The sequence below is a fragment of the Novosphingobium rosa NBRC 15208 genome (assembly GCF_001598555.1).
Classification (GTDB): Bacteria; Pseudomonadota; Alphaproteobacteria; order Sphingomonadales; family Sphingomonadaceae; genus Novosphingobium; species Novosphingobium rosa.
In genome coordinates, this window is record NZ_BCZE01000017.1 from 1 (window position 1) to 14,609 (window position 14,609).

Here is a 14,609-nt window from a genome sequence, read left to right on the forward strand (position 1 = left end):
CCCGCCGCCATGCCATTGGCGGGCAGCAGGCGCGCGTGGTCCGCAAGCCGCCCGGCGCCAAGGCATCCAGAGAGGCAGGTCATCAGCGTTTCGGCATAATCTGTGGGCGCGCAGCGCGTCAGGGCCTGAGCGTCGGCGGCTTCCTCGCAATGCTGGACCAGCGCGCGGGTCAGCACCCAGACCAGCGGGTTGAACCAGAAAAGCGCCACCGCCACCCGCGCCGCCATCAGCGCCAGCCAGTCGCCATGGGCGATATGGGCGGCCTCATGGGCGAGAATGGCGCTGGCATCGCCGGGGCGTCGGGCGCTGGCCGGGTCGATCATGATGGTGGGATGGCGCAGGCCCCAACTGAGCGGCGCGCCGACCTTCTCGCTGACCACCAGCCGCGTGCTGGCGGGGGCTCCGGACAGGGCCAGCGCCTGCCGCCATGGGTGATCTTGCAAGGGAGCGGCGCGGCGCGTCCAGCTGCTGAGCAGCGCCACGCCGAGCAGCAGGCGGCCCAGCAGCGCCGCCACGCCCAGCCCATAGGCAAGCATCAGCAGCGTGGAGAGCCGGATCGTGGGACGGATCACCGGTGGCACGCTTTGCGGCAGGGGCTGATCGGGCTGCGTTATGGTTGGGGCGATGTCAGCCACCGTGGGGGCGGGAGCAGGCATCAGCCCTTCCAGCGCATGAGGCACGGTGAGGCTGAACCGCGGCAGCAGCGGCATGGCGAGCAGTAGAACCAGCGCCAGCTTGAGCCAGGCCGCGCGATCAAGCGGCGAGCGGCGGCGCAGCAGCCACAACCCACCCAGCCCCAGCGCGGCGACGAGGGTGGATTGCGCAGCCAGACCGCTCAGCAGCGCGGCGGTCACGACTGCTTCTCCGCTTCGGTGGCGGCGCGGGCCCGGGCCTGCGCCAGCGCCGCTTCCAGCGCCTCCAGTTCCTCTTCGTCGGCCCCGCGCGACATGCCCAGCAAGGCGGTGGCGGCGCTGATCGCGGAGCCTTCAAAAAAGGTCTTCACAAACTGGCTGAGCGCCGAGCCGCGCACCTGCTCCACGGCCTGCGTCGGGCTGTAGAGGTAGACGCCGTCCTGCTCGACATGGTCGACCAGCCCGCGACCCTCAAGGCGGCTGAGCAGGGTACGCACCGCTGATGAGCCTGGCGCATCGGCCATGCGGGCGCGCACGGCGGCGGCGGTGATGGGTGCGGCGGCGCAGAGAATTTCGAAGACCTCGCGCTCGCGTCGTGGCAGTTTGGGACTCATGACCCTCTCCTCGAGTCTTGCTACATTTGTAGCGTGCTACATTTGTAGCGCATGCGCAAGAGGGAAATGCGCGGCATGACACCGGTGAAAAACAGCCAGCCCCCGGATGGCAGGATGCCCATCCGCCCGGCGCTGCATTTCGTGGGCTTTCGCGGCGAGGAATATTGGAGCGCGGTGAAGGTCTGGGGCGTTCCGGATTTCATCCATATCGGCTGGGATCGCTATGCTATGCATGCCATCGACCCGCAGGACACGGTGATTTTCGCGCGCGGCGACTGGACACAGGAACCCAACGCCTATGGCTATCCGGATATGAAGCGCGGGCCTCTGCATCTTTATGACTGACCGGGCTGTCCTACAGCGGATGCTTGGGGGACAATAAGGCCCAACAGTCGGAGTCCCATGATGCCCCCCTGCGCAGGGCAGCCTTGCTCTCGTCCGGGCTTTCCGCCGAGGCGTTTCACCCCGCGTAGCGCTGAAGGCGGTTGGGTTTTTTCATCGTTCAGGGCAGAGTGGGGCATGCTCCGATCCCGCGCCTATCCCTTTCAAACTTAAGGGAGTTGGGCGCTATGCCCAGACCCATGTGTTCCGCAAGAGCAAGGAGGCAAACCTTATGGCCGACCCCACCCAACCCCTCGCCGGAAGCCATCGCGACGCGCCACGGGATATGCGCGCAACCGGCCGCGTGCCCGCTGACGAACAAATCGCCGTCAGCCTTTATATAAGGCCTGCCGACAAGGCGACGGAGGCGGTGACGGATCGCGCCGCTCTGCACGCCGCCCGCAGCGCGGAACATGCCGAGGATATCGCGGCCATCGAGGCCTTTGCGAAATCCCACGGCCTGACGGTGACCGAATGCTGCCCCGAACGCCGCCTGATCCGCCTGTCCGGCCCCGCCTCCGCCGTGGAGCAGGCCTTTGGGACGCAACTCCATCACTACGAAGGCCATGGCCAGACCTGCCGGGGCCGCCATGGCGCGTTGCATGTGCCCAGCCATCTGGCCGGGCGGATCACCGCCGTGCTGGGGCTCGACACGCGCCCCATCGCCACGCCCAAGATCGTGCCTCACAAGGGCCCAACCCCGCCTGCGGGCTTTCTGCCCACCGATGTGGCCAAGCTTTATGGCTTCGATGGCGTGGATGCCTCGGGCCAGTGCATCGGCATCATCGAGTTGGGCGGCGGCTATACCGATGCCGACAATCAGGCCGCTTTCAAGGCCATGGCGTTGGCGGTGCCGCCCATCGTGGCAGTCGGCGTGGATGGCGCCGGCAACGATCCTTCCGACAGCAGCGGCGCCAATGGCGAGGTGGCGCTCGACATTCAGGTGGCGGGTGGGGTTGCGCCGGGGGCGAAGCTCGCGGTCTATTTCGCGCCCAACACCGATCAGGGTTTTGTCGACGCCATCACCCAGGCGGTGCACGATCAGGACAACGGGCCTTCGGTGCTCTCCATCAGCTGGGGTTCGGCAGAAAGCGGCTGGACGCAGCAGGCCATCGCCGCCATGGGACAGGCCTTCCAGGATGCCGCGCAGCTGGGCGTGACAGTTTGCGCCGCCTCGGGCGATGGCCTCGCCACCGATGGGGTGAGCGACGGCAAGGCGCATGTCGATTACCCTGCCTCCGATCCCTTTGTGCTGGGCTGCGGTGGCACGAGGATCACCGCCTCGGCGGATGCGATCACGGGCGAAACCGTGTGGAACAGCAATGGCGGCGGCACCGGAGGCGGCGTCAGCACGCTGTTTGCCCTGCCCGATTATCAGGCCAGGGCGGGCGTTCCCGCCGCCAGCGCCAAGAGCGGCGGGCGCGGCGTGCCCGATGTTGCGGGCGATGCCGATCCCGATAGCGGTTATCGTATCATCACCGATGGCCAGACCGGGATCATCGGCGGCACCAGTGCGGTGGCGCCTTTGTGGGCGGGGATCGTGGCCGGGCTCAATGCGGGGCGCAAAGCGCCTTTAGGTCAGATCCATGCCCGGCTTTATGGCGATCCTTCGGCGCTACGCGATATCATCAGCGGCAACAACAAATCCGGCGACATCGGTTTTACGGCTGCCAGGGGGTGGGACGCCTGCACCGGTCTGGGCTCACCCGATGGAGCTAAACTCAAGACATTGTTGTCATAAAAACGCCATAACATAACTGTCACATCCCGGCGCTATCGGCGGGCGATTATCCATCGCCCGCCCGAGGACCGCCCTAAGTGCAACTGCTGCTTGTCGAGGATGACCCGCTGATCGCGGAGGAGCTGACCGGCAGCCTTGATGCGCTGGGCCATGCCTGCACCCATTGCGCCACCGGAGCCGGAGCCATCGGCGCCTTCGCGCAAGGCAGTTTCGACGCGATCATCCTCGACCGGATGCTGCCCGATCTGACCGGCACCGGCCTGCTCGACCATCTGCGCGCGCGCGGGCCTTTGCCGCCGGTGCTGATGCTCTCGGCTCTGGGCAGCGCGCGCGACAAGGTGGAGGGGCTCAACGCCGGGGCCGACGATTATCTGGCCAAACCCTATGACATTCATGAACTGAACGCCCGGCTTTCCGCGCTGACGCGGCGCGGGGCGCAAGTGCATGGCGATGCGATCACGCTTTCCATCGGGCGGCTCAGCCTTGATGCCGCCAATCACAAGGTCCGTTTTGGCGCTAGCCAGGCGCATCTCAACCGCGTGGAATTCTCGCTGCTGCTGTTCCTGATGCGCCATGCCGACAGGCTGGTCACCCGCGCCATGCTGCTGGAAGGCGTGTGGAGCTATGCCTTCCAGCCCGTGACCAACATTGTCGACACCAACATATCACGCCTGCGCCGCCGCCTGCAGGAACTGGGCTGCGATCCCATCGTCACCCGGCGCGGCGAGGGCTATATGCTGATGGGCGACCAATGCGTCTGATCGACGCCCTGCGTCAGGGCGAACCGCGCATCGGGCGGCTTTCGCTGCGGATCGGCGCGGCGGTGGCCTTGGGCATGGTGCTGACGGCGCTGATCGTGCTGACGCTGACCAGCCTGCAATTTTCCCAGGATCTCGACGGCTCGCTCTTCAAGGAGATGGGCAAGCTGATGCCGCCGGGCGCCCCGCGTGACACCGCCTCTGTGGCGGATCGGGTGATCAAACGGGCGGCTTCGCGCTCCACCTCGATGAAGATTGCGCTGTTGTATGATGCCTCGGGCCGCCGCATCGTGGGCCGCGTGGACCTGCCGCTGCAGCGCGACGGGGTGGTGACGTTGAGCTATCGCGATGGCGATTCCAAGCCCAAGGATGGCCGCGCCTACACCATCCGCCTGCCCGATGGCGCGCATCTCACCGTGTTGCATCATGACGAGATGAAGGCGGTGGTGCAGCATATGCTGCCCGCTCTGGTGGCCTGTCTGGCGCTGTCGGGCGCGGCGATGGGCATTTTCGCCAGCCGGGCGATGGCGCGGATGATCGCCGCGCGCCTTGCGCTCACCCGCGCCACCGCCGATGCCATCGCGGCGGGCGATCTGTCCAAGCGCATCCCGGTCGAGGGGATGGAGGGCATCTTCGCCGCCCAGGCCGACAGTTTCAACAGCATGATCGCCCGCATGGAGGAGATGGTGGAAGGCCAGCGTCATTTCGCCAGCCACCTGGCGCATGATCTGCGCACGCCGCTCACCCGCCTGCGCGCCCTGCTGGGGCGCGAGGTGGAGGATGCGGAGGATTTCGCCGCCATGCGCCTTGCCGCCGAACGCGAATGCACCGCGATCATCGCCACTTTCGAGGCCATGCTGCGCCTCTCCGAAATCAAGGCCGGGCGCCATGATGCCCCGCGCGAGCCCCTGCCGCTGGCCGAATTGCTGGAGGATGTGGGCATCACCATGGAACCCGTGCTGATGGAGGCCGACTGCGCGCTGGCCATCGGGCCTTTCGTCCCCGCCACCTTGTTGGGAGACCGCAGCCTGCTGCAACAGCTCTTCGTCAATCTGCTGGAGAATGTGGCGCTACACACCACTCCGGGCACAAGGGCCCGCCTCGCCTTGCGCCGCGAGGGTGACGAGGCGGTCGCCACGCTGGCCGACGATGGCCCCGGCCTGCCCGAAGCGGATCGCGCCCGCGTTCTGCGCCCTTTCGAGCGTGGCAGGGTGGCCGCATCCTCACGCGGTAGCGGGCTGGGACTGGCGATTGCTCAGGCCATCGTGCGTTTCCATGACGGGTCGCTAAGGTTGCTGGACGGGGCGCCGGGGATGATCGTGGAATTGCGCTTTCCGGCCCTGCCTCTGACCGAAACGAGCGCCCCGCCAGCCTTGAGAACGGCGGAAACCGCCAACCTTGCAAGCTTGTCATCTTTGGCCGGGGGTTCTGTCATACCGCTCACCTAGGCGGCCTTCCAACCCCTTCTGGAAGGTTCCCTCATGCGCTGTTCGATCCTGTTATCCGCCACCTCCCTGCTTGCCGTCGCCTCGCCTGCTCTGGCGCAAACCGCGCCGTCTGAAACCGACGATAACACCCGCGCGATCACCGTGATCGCCACGGCACTGCCGCTGGCGCCGTCCTCGATGCCGCTCAATGTCACGCAACCCACCTCGGTGATTCAGGAAGGCTTTATCGCCAACAACATCGCCCCGCTGGCCAGCATTGACGACATCATCAAGTTCCAGCCCAGCGTCTGGAGCCAGAATCCCAATGGCCCCGGCATCGGCAAGGCCGAAACCATGGCGATCCGTGGTTTTCAGGATGGCCAGTACAACGTCACCTTCGATGGCATCCCTTTTGGTGACTCGCAGGATCTGCACCACACCACCTCCTCGCTGTTCATCGCCCATGCGCTGCAGCAGGCACAGATCGATCGCGGCCCGGGCTCTGCCAGCACCATCGGCAAGGCGACCTTTGGCGGCACGGTGGGCTTCCTCTCAAAGGATCCGCTCGATCACTTCGATGTCGATGCCTATGGCACGGCGGGCAGCTGGAACACCTTTGCGGGCGGCGGGCGCGTCGACACCGGCAACATCGGCGGCTTCCGCATGTTCCTCGAAGGGCAACATGAGAAGACCGACGGCTATCTGACGGGTTCGAACGAGAAGCGCACCAATGTCATCGGTAAGGCGATCTATGACGTCAGCCCCACCACGCGCCTGACCGCGCTGGGCAGCTGGAACCGCGAGAACCAGTTCACCACCCAAGGCGCCACACTGGGCGAATATGCCCAATATGGCAACAATTACGGATTGTGCCAGAACAAGGCTGCGATGTGCTATTACGGCTATCAGCCCAGCCGTTACGAGACCGACTTTGAATATATTCGCCTCGAAACCCAGATCGGCCCGGTCAAGATCGACAATCAGGTCTATCACAACGGCTTCATCCATGACTACACCGAAGCCAGCGATGCGTCGGACACCAATGTCGCCGACAATGGCGTAACCTTCTACAGCCCCACCAAGATCGGCAGCAAGGTCGCGACCTATTCCAGCGACATCAAGGGCAAGTTCACCGACGCGGTGGTCAGCACCTGGGGCGATACGCTGCGCTTTGCCGTCAACACGAAGATGGCCGATATCAAATGGGGCGTGTGGTTCGATTCCCAGCATGACGACCGCTTCTCCGAAACCGTCGATATTTCGCAGGGCGCAATCCCCGTCACCGGCAAGACCGGCACGGCCTATTCCTATATTTACGAGGACAAGGGTACAACCTGGCAGCCCTATCTTCAGGTCGATCTTCACCCCATCGAGGGCCTGACCATCAACCCCGGGATCAAATACACCAATTACAAGCGAGACCTGAACGCCACGCTTAACAAGACCGGCCCGAACGGCGTCACCAGCATCACCTATGATGCGTGGCAGCCCTCGATTGCCGCGAACTATCGCCTTACCGAGAACTGGTCAGCCTATGCGCAGGTGGCGCGCGGCTTCCTGGCCCCGCCCATCGCCGTCTTCCAGGTGCAGGACCCCACGCAGTTGAAGCCCGAGCTGACGTGGAACTATCAGATCGGCACCGTGATCCACGGCAAGCACTGGAGCCTCTCGGCCGACGGTTACTACATCGATTTCAGCAACTTCCTCTCACCCCAGACCACCATCGTCAATGGCACGGCGGAAAGCAGCTATGTCAATGCGGGCGGCGCCATCTACAAGGGTCTGGAGTTCGAAGGGCAGTATGTGCTGGCCCATGGCCTGTCCTTCTACGGCAATGCCACGCTGAACTCGGCGCATTACAAGGGCAGCGGCGCCACGCTGGAGGAAGCCCCCAAATGGACCGCCGCCACCGGCCTGATCTATGAAAACAAGCATGGCCCCTTCGGCTCGCTGATCGGCAAATGGGTCGGCCCGCGCTATGGCAATGACAATGGCAATGTCGCCATGGCCGCCGGTTATCTCAACGGCAGCACCGCCATCGCGGCGGGCACCATCGATGATCCCACCAGCCATATCGGCACCACCTTCTCCGCCGATCTGGCCGCGGGCTGGCATTTCGACAAGGTCTATGGCCCGCTGCATCAGGTGACCGCCTCGATCAAGGTCGGCAATCTGTTCAACAGCCATCAGGTGACCGATTATGCCGGCACCCAGTCGGCGGTGCAGAGCGGACAGCAGGCGGCCTACAACCTCTATTGGCGCCAGCCGGGCCGCAGTTTCTTCTTCAATCTGGAGGCGCATATCTGATGGGGCGCTTTCCGAAGACTTCCGTGGTGGGGCTGGCGGCGCTGATCGCGCTGTCGGCGCCCGCCGGCCCGGCTTTTGCCGCCGAAAACGCGCCGGGCTGGACGCTTGACCGCGTGGTGGTGGTGATGCGCCACGGCGTGCGTCCACCGACCAAAGCCATGGCACTGCCGCAAGGCATGGCGCCCGCGCCTTGGCCCAAATGGGATGTAAACTGGGGCGAGCTCAGCCATCATGGCGAACAGGCGGTTGCCCTGCTGGGCACTTTCGACCGCGCCAGCTACGCGCCGCTGCTGGGCAGGGGCTGCCCCGCGATCCATGCCGTGGCGGATACCGATCAGCGCACCGTGCGCACGGCTGAAGTCTATGTCGCGGCGCTGCTGCCCGGTTGCTCGGTGAAGGTAGAGCATAAGGGCGTCAGCGAAAGCGATCCGCTGTTCCAGCCCTTCGAGAGCAGCGCCACCCTGCTCTCGCCCGAACAGACTTTGGCGGCGGCCAACAGCGTGCTCCCGCGCGGTGGGACTTTGGCGCTGGATCGCGATCTGGCCCCGCAATGGGCGTTGATCGACCGCATTCTCGCCTGCAGGACCGCCCCCTGCATCGCCGCCAAACCCACCACGCTGAGCGCGGGCGAAGGCAAGGTGAAGCTTTCAGGCGCGCTGGGTCTGGGCGGCAGTTTTTCCGAGACCCTTGCGCTGGAATATGCCGATGGCAAGCCGATGAGCGAGGTCGGCTGGGGTCGCGCCAGCCGTGCGCAGATCACCAGCCTGCTGGCCCTGCACGCTCAGGAATTCGCGGTATCCGCGCGCCCCGTGGCGATTGCTCGCGCGGGTTCCGCCAAGCTGCTGGGCGAGGTGGCAACGGCGCTTTCCGCCCCTCAAGCCCCCGGCTTCAGCCTGTTTGTCGGTCATGACGGCAATCTGTCTCTGATCGGCGGCGCTTTGGGCCTGCACTGGCAAGCACAGCAATTCGCCCCCGACGATCCGCCCCCCGGCGGCGCGCTGATCTTCGAACGCTGGCGTAATGCTGCAGGCCGCTATCGGCTGACCGTGCGCTTCCGAGCCCAAAGTCTGGACGAAATGCGCAACCTAACCCCATCCGGGCCGGAGGCCGTCCAGACACTGCCTTTCGCCCCCTGTCAGGACGAATGCGATGCCGCAGGGCTGGGCAAGGCCGTCACCGCGCGCTGAGCCGAAACGGAGGGGCTAGATATCCCCCAGCCCCTCCAACTCGCGGTCATGCGCGCCCAGCTTCACAAACTGGTCGAGCAGCCAGGAGGCCGCCGGGCCGGGCGGCGTATCGCGCCGCCACACGCCCGCGAAGCGATAGGTGCCGCCCGGGTGATCGGGCATATGCAGCTTGACCAAAGTGCCCGCCGCCAGATCGCCCTCGATCATATGCTGCGGCATATTGCCCCAGCCGATCCCCTCGCGCAGCAGGGCATGCTTGGCGCCCAGATCGGCCAGACGCCAGGTGCGCGGGCTCATCACCGAGAAATCCTGCCCCTCGGTAAAGCGTGAACGGTCGGTCAGCACCAGCTGCACATAATCGCGGCCCGCACCCGGCGCGATATGCTCCATGCAGCCGAGGGGATGATCGGGCGCAGCCACCGGCACCATCGGCACCGATCCGGCGCTCAAAGCCTCGATGCCCTTGACCCCCGCGGCCAGAGGCCCGGAAATCCCCACCACTGCGATGCGGTCCAGCACCATGGAAGGCACTGCGCCCAGCGCCTCTGTATGCAGGCGCAACTGCACGGTGGGGTACATTTCGCGGAAGCCCCGCAGCACACGGCCCAGCCTTTCGGCGGGCAACATCACATCCACCGCCAGATCGACCTCGGCCTCGAGCCCGTCGAGCAGGCCTTTCACTTTGGCGCGCAGCCCGTCCATGCCCTGATGGATGGCGCGCGCCTCGGCGAGTAGGGCACGGCCCGCCGTGGTCAGCACCGGCTTGCGCGAGCCCTCGCGCTCGAAGAGCATCACGCCCAGCTGGGTCTCCAGATTGACCACGCCATAGCTGATCACCGAGACGGCGCGGCCCAGCTGGCGCCCGGCGGCGGCGAAGCTGCCCGCATCCACCACGGCCAGGAAAATGCGCAGCTGATCGAAGGTTGGCGTGCCGGGATCACTCATCATTCAACTTTCTTGAACATCTTGAACTTCTTTATGCGGGTTATGCGAAATCACCGCAAGGGCTAATCAGGTTTCACCAGACGCCAAGAGGCGGTTCTGAAACGCTTTTACCCCCTTTCAAGGAGACCCGACATGCCCTTCATCACCACCACCGACGGCACCGAGATTTTCTACAAGGACTGGGGCTCGCGCGATGCCCAGCCCATCGTCTTCCACCATGGCTGGCCGCTCTCCAGCGACGACTGGGATGCGCAGATGATGTTCTTCCTTGCCAAGGGCTACCGCGTGATCGCCCATGACCGCCGGGGCCATGGCCGCTCGACGCAGGCCGCCACCGGCCATGACATGAACACCTATGTCGCCGATGTCACCGCCCTGACCGATGCGCTGGATCTGAAGAACGCCATCCATATCGGCCACTCCACCGGCGGCGGCGAAGTGGCGCGCTATGTGGCGCAGGCCAAACCGGGCCGGGTCGCCAAGGCAGTGCTGGTCAGCGCGGTCTCGCCGATCATGGTGCAGTCCGAGAGCAACCCCGAGGGCGTGCCCATGTCGGTTTTCGATATGGTGCGCGAACAGACCGCCACCAATCGCAGCCAGTTCTTCTATGACTTCACCCTGCCTTTCTTCGGCTACAACCGCGAGGGTGCCGACATCAAGGAAGCGGTGCGCCTCAACTGGTGGCGCCAGGGCATGAACGGCGGCGCGCTGGCGCATTACCTGGGCATCGCCGCCTTCTCGGAAACCGACTTCACCGAAGATCTGAAGGCCATCACCGTCCCCACGCTGGTGATGCATGGCGAGGACGATCAGGTGGTGCCCTTCGCCACCACCGGAAAGCTGGCGGCGCAGATCGTGCCGGGCGCGCAGCTCAAGTCCTATCCCGGCTATCCGCATGGCATGCCCGTCACCCATGCCGATCAGATCAACGCCGATCTGCTGGCCTTTATCCAGCAGTAAGCCGCCAGAAGGAGCAGGCGCATGACACAGGTTCAAACCCTTGGAACCTATCGGAATGTTGCGGTGGATGTCGCCGGATGGGATAGCACTGCCGCCACGGTCGATCTGTCATGCGCCTGCATGTTCTCCCATGAGGCCCATGGCGCCACGCTGGGCGGCGGGCTTGCCCATCTCGATGATGCGCTGGGCGGCACTTTGACCGCCATGCGCAAGGATGGCTTGTTCAGGGCGGAGCGCGGCGAAAGCCTGTTCCTCTCCGCCCCGCCTGCCAGCGTGGCCGCCAAAGCGCTGCTGGTGATCGGTCTGGGCGCGCCGGAAGACTGGTCGCCAGCCGTGATGGAAAGCGCGGTGAGGCAGGCGGTTGGCGCAGCATTTTTCCGTCCGGTCCGCAGCATCGCTCTGGCCGCCAGCATGCTGGATGGTGGGCTGACGCCCGCCGAAACCGCTGGAGCCTCCTCGGCCATGCTGCGGGGCCTGACCACAGCGCTGGATGCCGCCGCCCATCTGCGGGCCATGAATTTCGTCGAGCCCCTGACGCTGACCCGCTGGGTCTTCGATGTGGGCATCGCGCGCTTCGATGCCGCCGCCGCGCAGTTCCGCGCCGAACTGGCGGCACCCTCCACCTCCACGGATTGACAGGAGCAAACCCATGCCTGCCGCTTCAACCCTGCCCCGTTCCTCCCCGCTGCCTCTGCTGCTGTTGCTGCTTTCGGTGACGACAGGCCTTGTCGATGCGATCAGCGTGCTGGGGCTGGGCAAGGTCTTCACCGCCAACATGACCGGCAACATCGTCTTCCTCGGCTTTGCCGCCGTGGGGACGCCGGGTTTTCATCCGCTGTCCTACATCGTGGCGATAGGCGGCTTTCTGGCCGGGGCCTTTGTCGCCGGGCATATCGGCAAGCAGCAGGAGGGTGGCCCGCTCCACCGCTGGCTGATGCGCGCCGCCATGATCGAGGCGGCCTTGCTGTGGGCTGCCGCTGCCGTTTCGTGCGTCTTCGATGTCGCCACGCAATCGCCCGATGCCGCGCTGCTGAGCATTGTGGTGCTGACGGCTCTGGCGATGGGCTTTCGCAATGCCACGGTGCGCCAGTTGAAGGTGCCCGATCTCACCACCACCGTGCTGACCCTGACGTTGACCGGCCTCGCCGCCGATTCCAGCATGGCCGGGGGCGCCAACCCCAACTGGCGCCGCCGGGTGGCGAGTGTGGTTTGTATCTTTGCGGGCGCGGCGCTGGGAGCTTTTCTGCTGGCGCACGGCGGGATGGCGCTGCCTCTGGTGCTGGCCGGAGTGCTGATCCTTGGCGGGACGGCGGCCTGCGCGCTGCACCCGGCCTCTCGTCAGGGCTAAATCCCTTTCAAAAAATCCCTTTCCTCAAAGGCCCGTGCCCCGCAAACAGCGTGGCACGGGCCTTTTTCGTTGTTCCACGCAAGCCTCAACCATTCAATTTTATCGAACATCTTGAACTCATTTATCCAGCTAATCTGATCGGCGAGTCGCGGCTAAAAGCACTCCATCAGGACAACAGGCCCCCCCCCCGGTCCCCGTCCTTCACAGGAGAAGACCCATGATCGAACTGCGCTCTTTCAACAGCCTTGGCGGCGCCAACCATGGCTGGCTCAACGCCAAGCATCATTTTTCCTTCGCCGATTACTATGATCCGGCCCGCACCAGCTGGGGCAATCTGCGCGTGTGGAACGATGACATCATCGCCCCGCAGACCGGCTTCCCCCCGCACCCCCACCGCGACATGGAAATCATCACATATGTCCGCGAGGGCGCGATCACCCATCAGGACAATCTGGGCAACAAGGGCCGCACCGAGGCTGGCGATGTCCAGGTGATGAGCGCGGGCACCGGCATCACCCACAGCGAATACAATATGGAGGACATCGCCACCAAGATCTTCCAGATCTGGATCATGCCCACCAAGCGCGGCGACCAGCCGAGCTGGGGCGCCCGCCCCTTCCCCAAGGGCGAGCGCGCCGGACAGTTCGTGGTGCTGGCCAGCGGCTATGACAATGACGACGATGCCCTGCCGATCCGCACCGATGCCCGCATCGTGGCCGCCACGCTGAAGGCGGGCGAGACCGCCGAGTATCCGCTGGGCAAGGACCGTCGCGGCTATCTGGTGCCCGCCAAGGGCGCTGTACAGATCGACGATGTGCGGGTGAACACCCGTGACGGCGCCGCCATCAAGGATGTCGATGTTCTGAAGGTCACCGCGCTGGAGGACACCGAGATCGTTCTGGTCGACGCCGCCTGACCCCCTCTTGTGGCCGGTCTCCCTCCACCGGCCACCCCTTTTCCCGAAAGACCCGCCATGACCCGTGCTCATGCCGCCATCGGCCAGACGCCCTATGCCACGCGCATCGAGGTGAATGGCCGCAAACTCACCGCCGACGAGCCCGAAATTCTGGGCGGCAAGGGCGCGGGTTTTGCGCCTTACGATCTGCTGCTCTCCAGCCTAGCCGCCTGCACCGCCATCACCTTGCGGATGTATGCCGACCACAAGGGCTGGCCGCTGGAAAGCCTCGATATCGATCTCAGCCTCAGCGGTGCGGGCGATCAGCGCCATATCCGCCGCGTGCTGCATCCGGTTGGCCTTGATGCCGATCAAGCCGCGCGCCTTGCCCTTGTGGCGGAGCGCACCCCGGTCACGCTGACGCTGAAATCCGGCATCGCCATCGCAACGTCGCTCGCCTGACACCCATCTGTTTTATCCAGGAATGCGGCGAAAAGCCTCGCCACAATTCCCCACCGCACCCAAGGAACCAGCCTCATGTCGATCACCGCCCAAGCCAAGCGCCTTGCTCCCCTCGCCACGCCCTCGGGCCTTGGGGAAGAGGCCACCCGCGATCTTTCCGCCGCCCTGACTGTGCTACTGGCCGATGTCTTCGCGCTTTATGTGAAGACCAAGAACTTCCACTGGCATGTCTCGGGCCCGCATTTCACCGAGTATCATTTGCTGCTCGACCGCCAGGCCGATGAAATCTTCGCCATGACCGATCCCATCGCCGAGCGCGCCCGCAAGCTGGGTGGCACCACCCTGCGCTCGATCGGCCATATCGCCCGCCTGAGCCGCGTGCTGGACAATGACGCCGATTACGTCGAACCGCAGGACATGCTGGCCGAACTGCGCGACGACAATGGCGATCTGGCCACCCGCCTGCGCGCCCTGCATGCGCTGTGCGAGGAGCATCGCGATGTGGTCACCGCCAGCCTGATCGAAAACTGGCTGGATGAGGCCGAGGGCCGCCGCTGGTTCCTTTTCGAAACCGGCCGCAAGGGCTGATGAGGCAAGAGCGCCGGTCCATCCACGGACCGGCGCTCTGTCACACGATCAGGTCGATGTACGCGCCCGAGCCGTTGTAGAAGCGGCTGCCGGGCTGATCATTCTCCAGCGAGACGCCCGGCGAAAAAGCCTTCAGCGCCTGTTCGATGGCCTGCAACGTGGGCGAGTTGGCTGCTTTCAAAGCCTCGGCCACGGTTTGCGCCGCGCTGTCCGCCGTACCTGCCTGTGCGGCGCGCCCGGCCAGTTGCTGCTGCAAACGCGCCGTGCCCGTGATGCTGATCGACAGGTGGCTGCCCATCACCACATTGGAAACGTCCATCATCGCTTTCCTCGAAAGTCCACTATGCCGAGGCCAGAACGGCGG

The 14,609-nt window shown here is 65.1% G+C and carries 16 protein-coding genes; 12 read left to right on the plus strand and 4 right to left on the minus strand.

What is annotated here, in order from left to right; translation table 11 throughout:
- Both SR3_RS07085 and SR3_RS07090 read right to left on the minus strand, forming a co-directional pair.
- The coding region (locus SR3_RS07085; RefSeq protein WP_169805572.1) for a M56 family metallopeptidase at positions 1-854 on the minus strand (854 nt) is incomplete at its 3' end.
- Positions 851-1,246, minus strand: coding sequence for a BlaI/MecI/CopY family transcriptional regulator (locus SR3_RS07090; protein ID WP_068082898.1), 396 nt, complete (start codon positions 1,244-1,246; stop codon positions 851-853). The genes SR3_RS07090 and SR3_RS07085, both read right to left, overlap by 4 nt.
- A 75-nt stretch (positions 1,247-1,321) precedes the next feature.
- On the opposite strand from SR3_RS07090, the gene SR3_RS07095 reads away from it, so the two are divergent.
- From SR3_RS07095 to SR3_RS07120, 6 genes are all read left to right on the plus strand, one after another.
- A complete protein-coding gene (locus SR3_RS07095) occupies positions 1,322-1,591 on the plus strand; it encodes a hypothetical protein (protein WP_245653812.1) in 270 nt (89 codons plus the stop codon).
- A 268-nt stretch (positions 1,592-1,859) separates the two neighbouring features.
- Positions 1,860-3,368 (plus strand): S53 family peptidase, encoded by a 1,509-nt coding sequence (locus tag SR3_RS07100; protein WP_084455121.1) that lies wholly within the window; start codon positions 1,860-1,862, stop codon positions 3,366-3,368.
- 77 nt (positions 3,369-3,445) lie between these two features.
- Entirely contained in the window at positions 3,446-4,129 is a 684-nt protein-coding gene (locus SR3_RS07105; protein ID WP_068082901.1) for a response regulator transcription factor, read from the plus strand.
- The gene (locus tag SR3_RS07110) at positions 4,120-5,574 is read left to right on the plus strand and encodes a HAMP domain-containing sensor histidine kinase (RefSeq protein ID WP_068082903.1); all 1,455 of its coding nucleotides are present in this window, start codon (positions 4,120-4,122) and stop codon (positions 5,572-5,574) included. Before SR3_RS07105 ends, SR3_RS07110 begins: the two co-directional genes overlap by 10 nt.
- Positions 5,575-5,607: 33 nt before the next feature.
- On the plus strand, positions 5,608-7,860 hold the full coding sequence (locus SR3_RS07115) for a TonB-dependent receptor (RefSeq protein ID WP_068082906.1): 2,253 nt from the start codon (positions 5,608-5,610) through the stop codon (positions 7,858-7,860).
- Positions 7,860-9,047 carry a histidine-type phosphatase gene (locus tag SR3_RS07120; protein ID WP_068082909.1) on the plus strand — a complete coding sequence of 396 codons (1,188 nt, stop codon included), beginning with the start codon at positions 7,860-7,862 and terminating at the stop codon, positions 9,045-9,047. Before SR3_RS07115 ends, SR3_RS07120 begins: the two co-directional genes overlap by 1 nt.
- A 15-nt stretch (positions 9,048-9,062) precedes the next feature.
- Here SR3_RS07120 and SR3_RS07125 read toward each other — a convergent pair whose 3' ends face one another.
- Positions 9,063-9,992, minus strand: coding sequence for a LysR family transcriptional regulator (locus tag SR3_RS07125; RefSeq protein ID WP_068083072.1), 930 nt, complete (start codon positions 9,990-9,992; stop codon positions 9,063-9,065).
- Between the two features lie 132 nt (positions 9,993-10,124).
- Here SR3_RS07125 and SR3_RS07130 point away from each other — a divergent pair, with 132 nt between their 5' ends.
- The 6 genes from SR3_RS07130 (at position 10,125) to SR3_RS07155 (ending at position 14,245) form a co-directional block, all read left to right on the plus strand.
- On the plus strand, positions 10,125-10,952 hold the full coding sequence (locus SR3_RS07130; RefSeq protein WP_068082913.1) for an alpha/beta fold hydrolase: 828 nt from the start codon (positions 10,125-10,127) through the stop codon (positions 10,950-10,952).
- Positions 10,953-10,973: 21 nt separating this feature from the next.
- A complete protein-coding gene (locus SR3_RS07135) occupies positions 10,974-11,588 on the plus strand; it encodes a M17 family peptidase N-terminal domain-containing protein (RefSeq protein WP_068082918.1) in 615 nt (204 codons plus the stop codon).
- 13 nt (positions 11,589-11,601) lie between these two features.
- Positions 11,602-12,300, plus strand: coding sequence for a YoaK family protein (locus tag SR3_RS07140; protein ID WP_068082921.1), 699 nt, complete (start codon positions 11,602-11,604; stop codon positions 12,298-12,300).
- A 217-nt stretch (positions 12,301-12,517) separates the two neighbouring features.
- A complete protein-coding gene (locus SR3_RS07145) occupies positions 12,518-13,216 on the plus strand; it encodes a pirin family protein (RefSeq protein WP_068082923.1) in 699 nt (232 codons plus the stop codon).
- A gap of 57 nt (positions 13,217-13,273) precedes the next feature.
- Positions 13,274-13,657 (plus strand): OsmC family protein, encoded by a 384-nt coding sequence (locus SR3_RS07150; RefSeq protein ID WP_068082926.1) that lies wholly within the window; start codon positions 13,274-13,276, stop codon positions 13,655-13,657.
- A 75-nt stretch (positions 13,658-13,732) separates the two neighbouring features.
- The gene (locus SR3_RS07155) at positions 13,733-14,245 is read left to right on the plus strand and encodes a Dps family protein (protein ID WP_068082928.1); all 513 of its coding nucleotides are present in this window, start codon (positions 13,733-13,735) and stop codon (positions 14,243-14,245) included.
- A 40-nt stretch (positions 14,246-14,285) separates the two neighbouring features.
- Here SR3_RS07155 and SR3_RS07160 read toward each other — a convergent pair whose 3' ends face one another.
- The gene (locus SR3_RS07160) at positions 14,286-14,567 is read right to left on the minus strand and encodes a hypothetical protein (RefSeq protein WP_157098688.1); all 282 of its coding nucleotides are present in this window, start codon (positions 14,565-14,567) and stop codon (positions 14,286-14,288) included.
- Positions 14,568-14,609 lie beyond the last annotated feature (42 nt).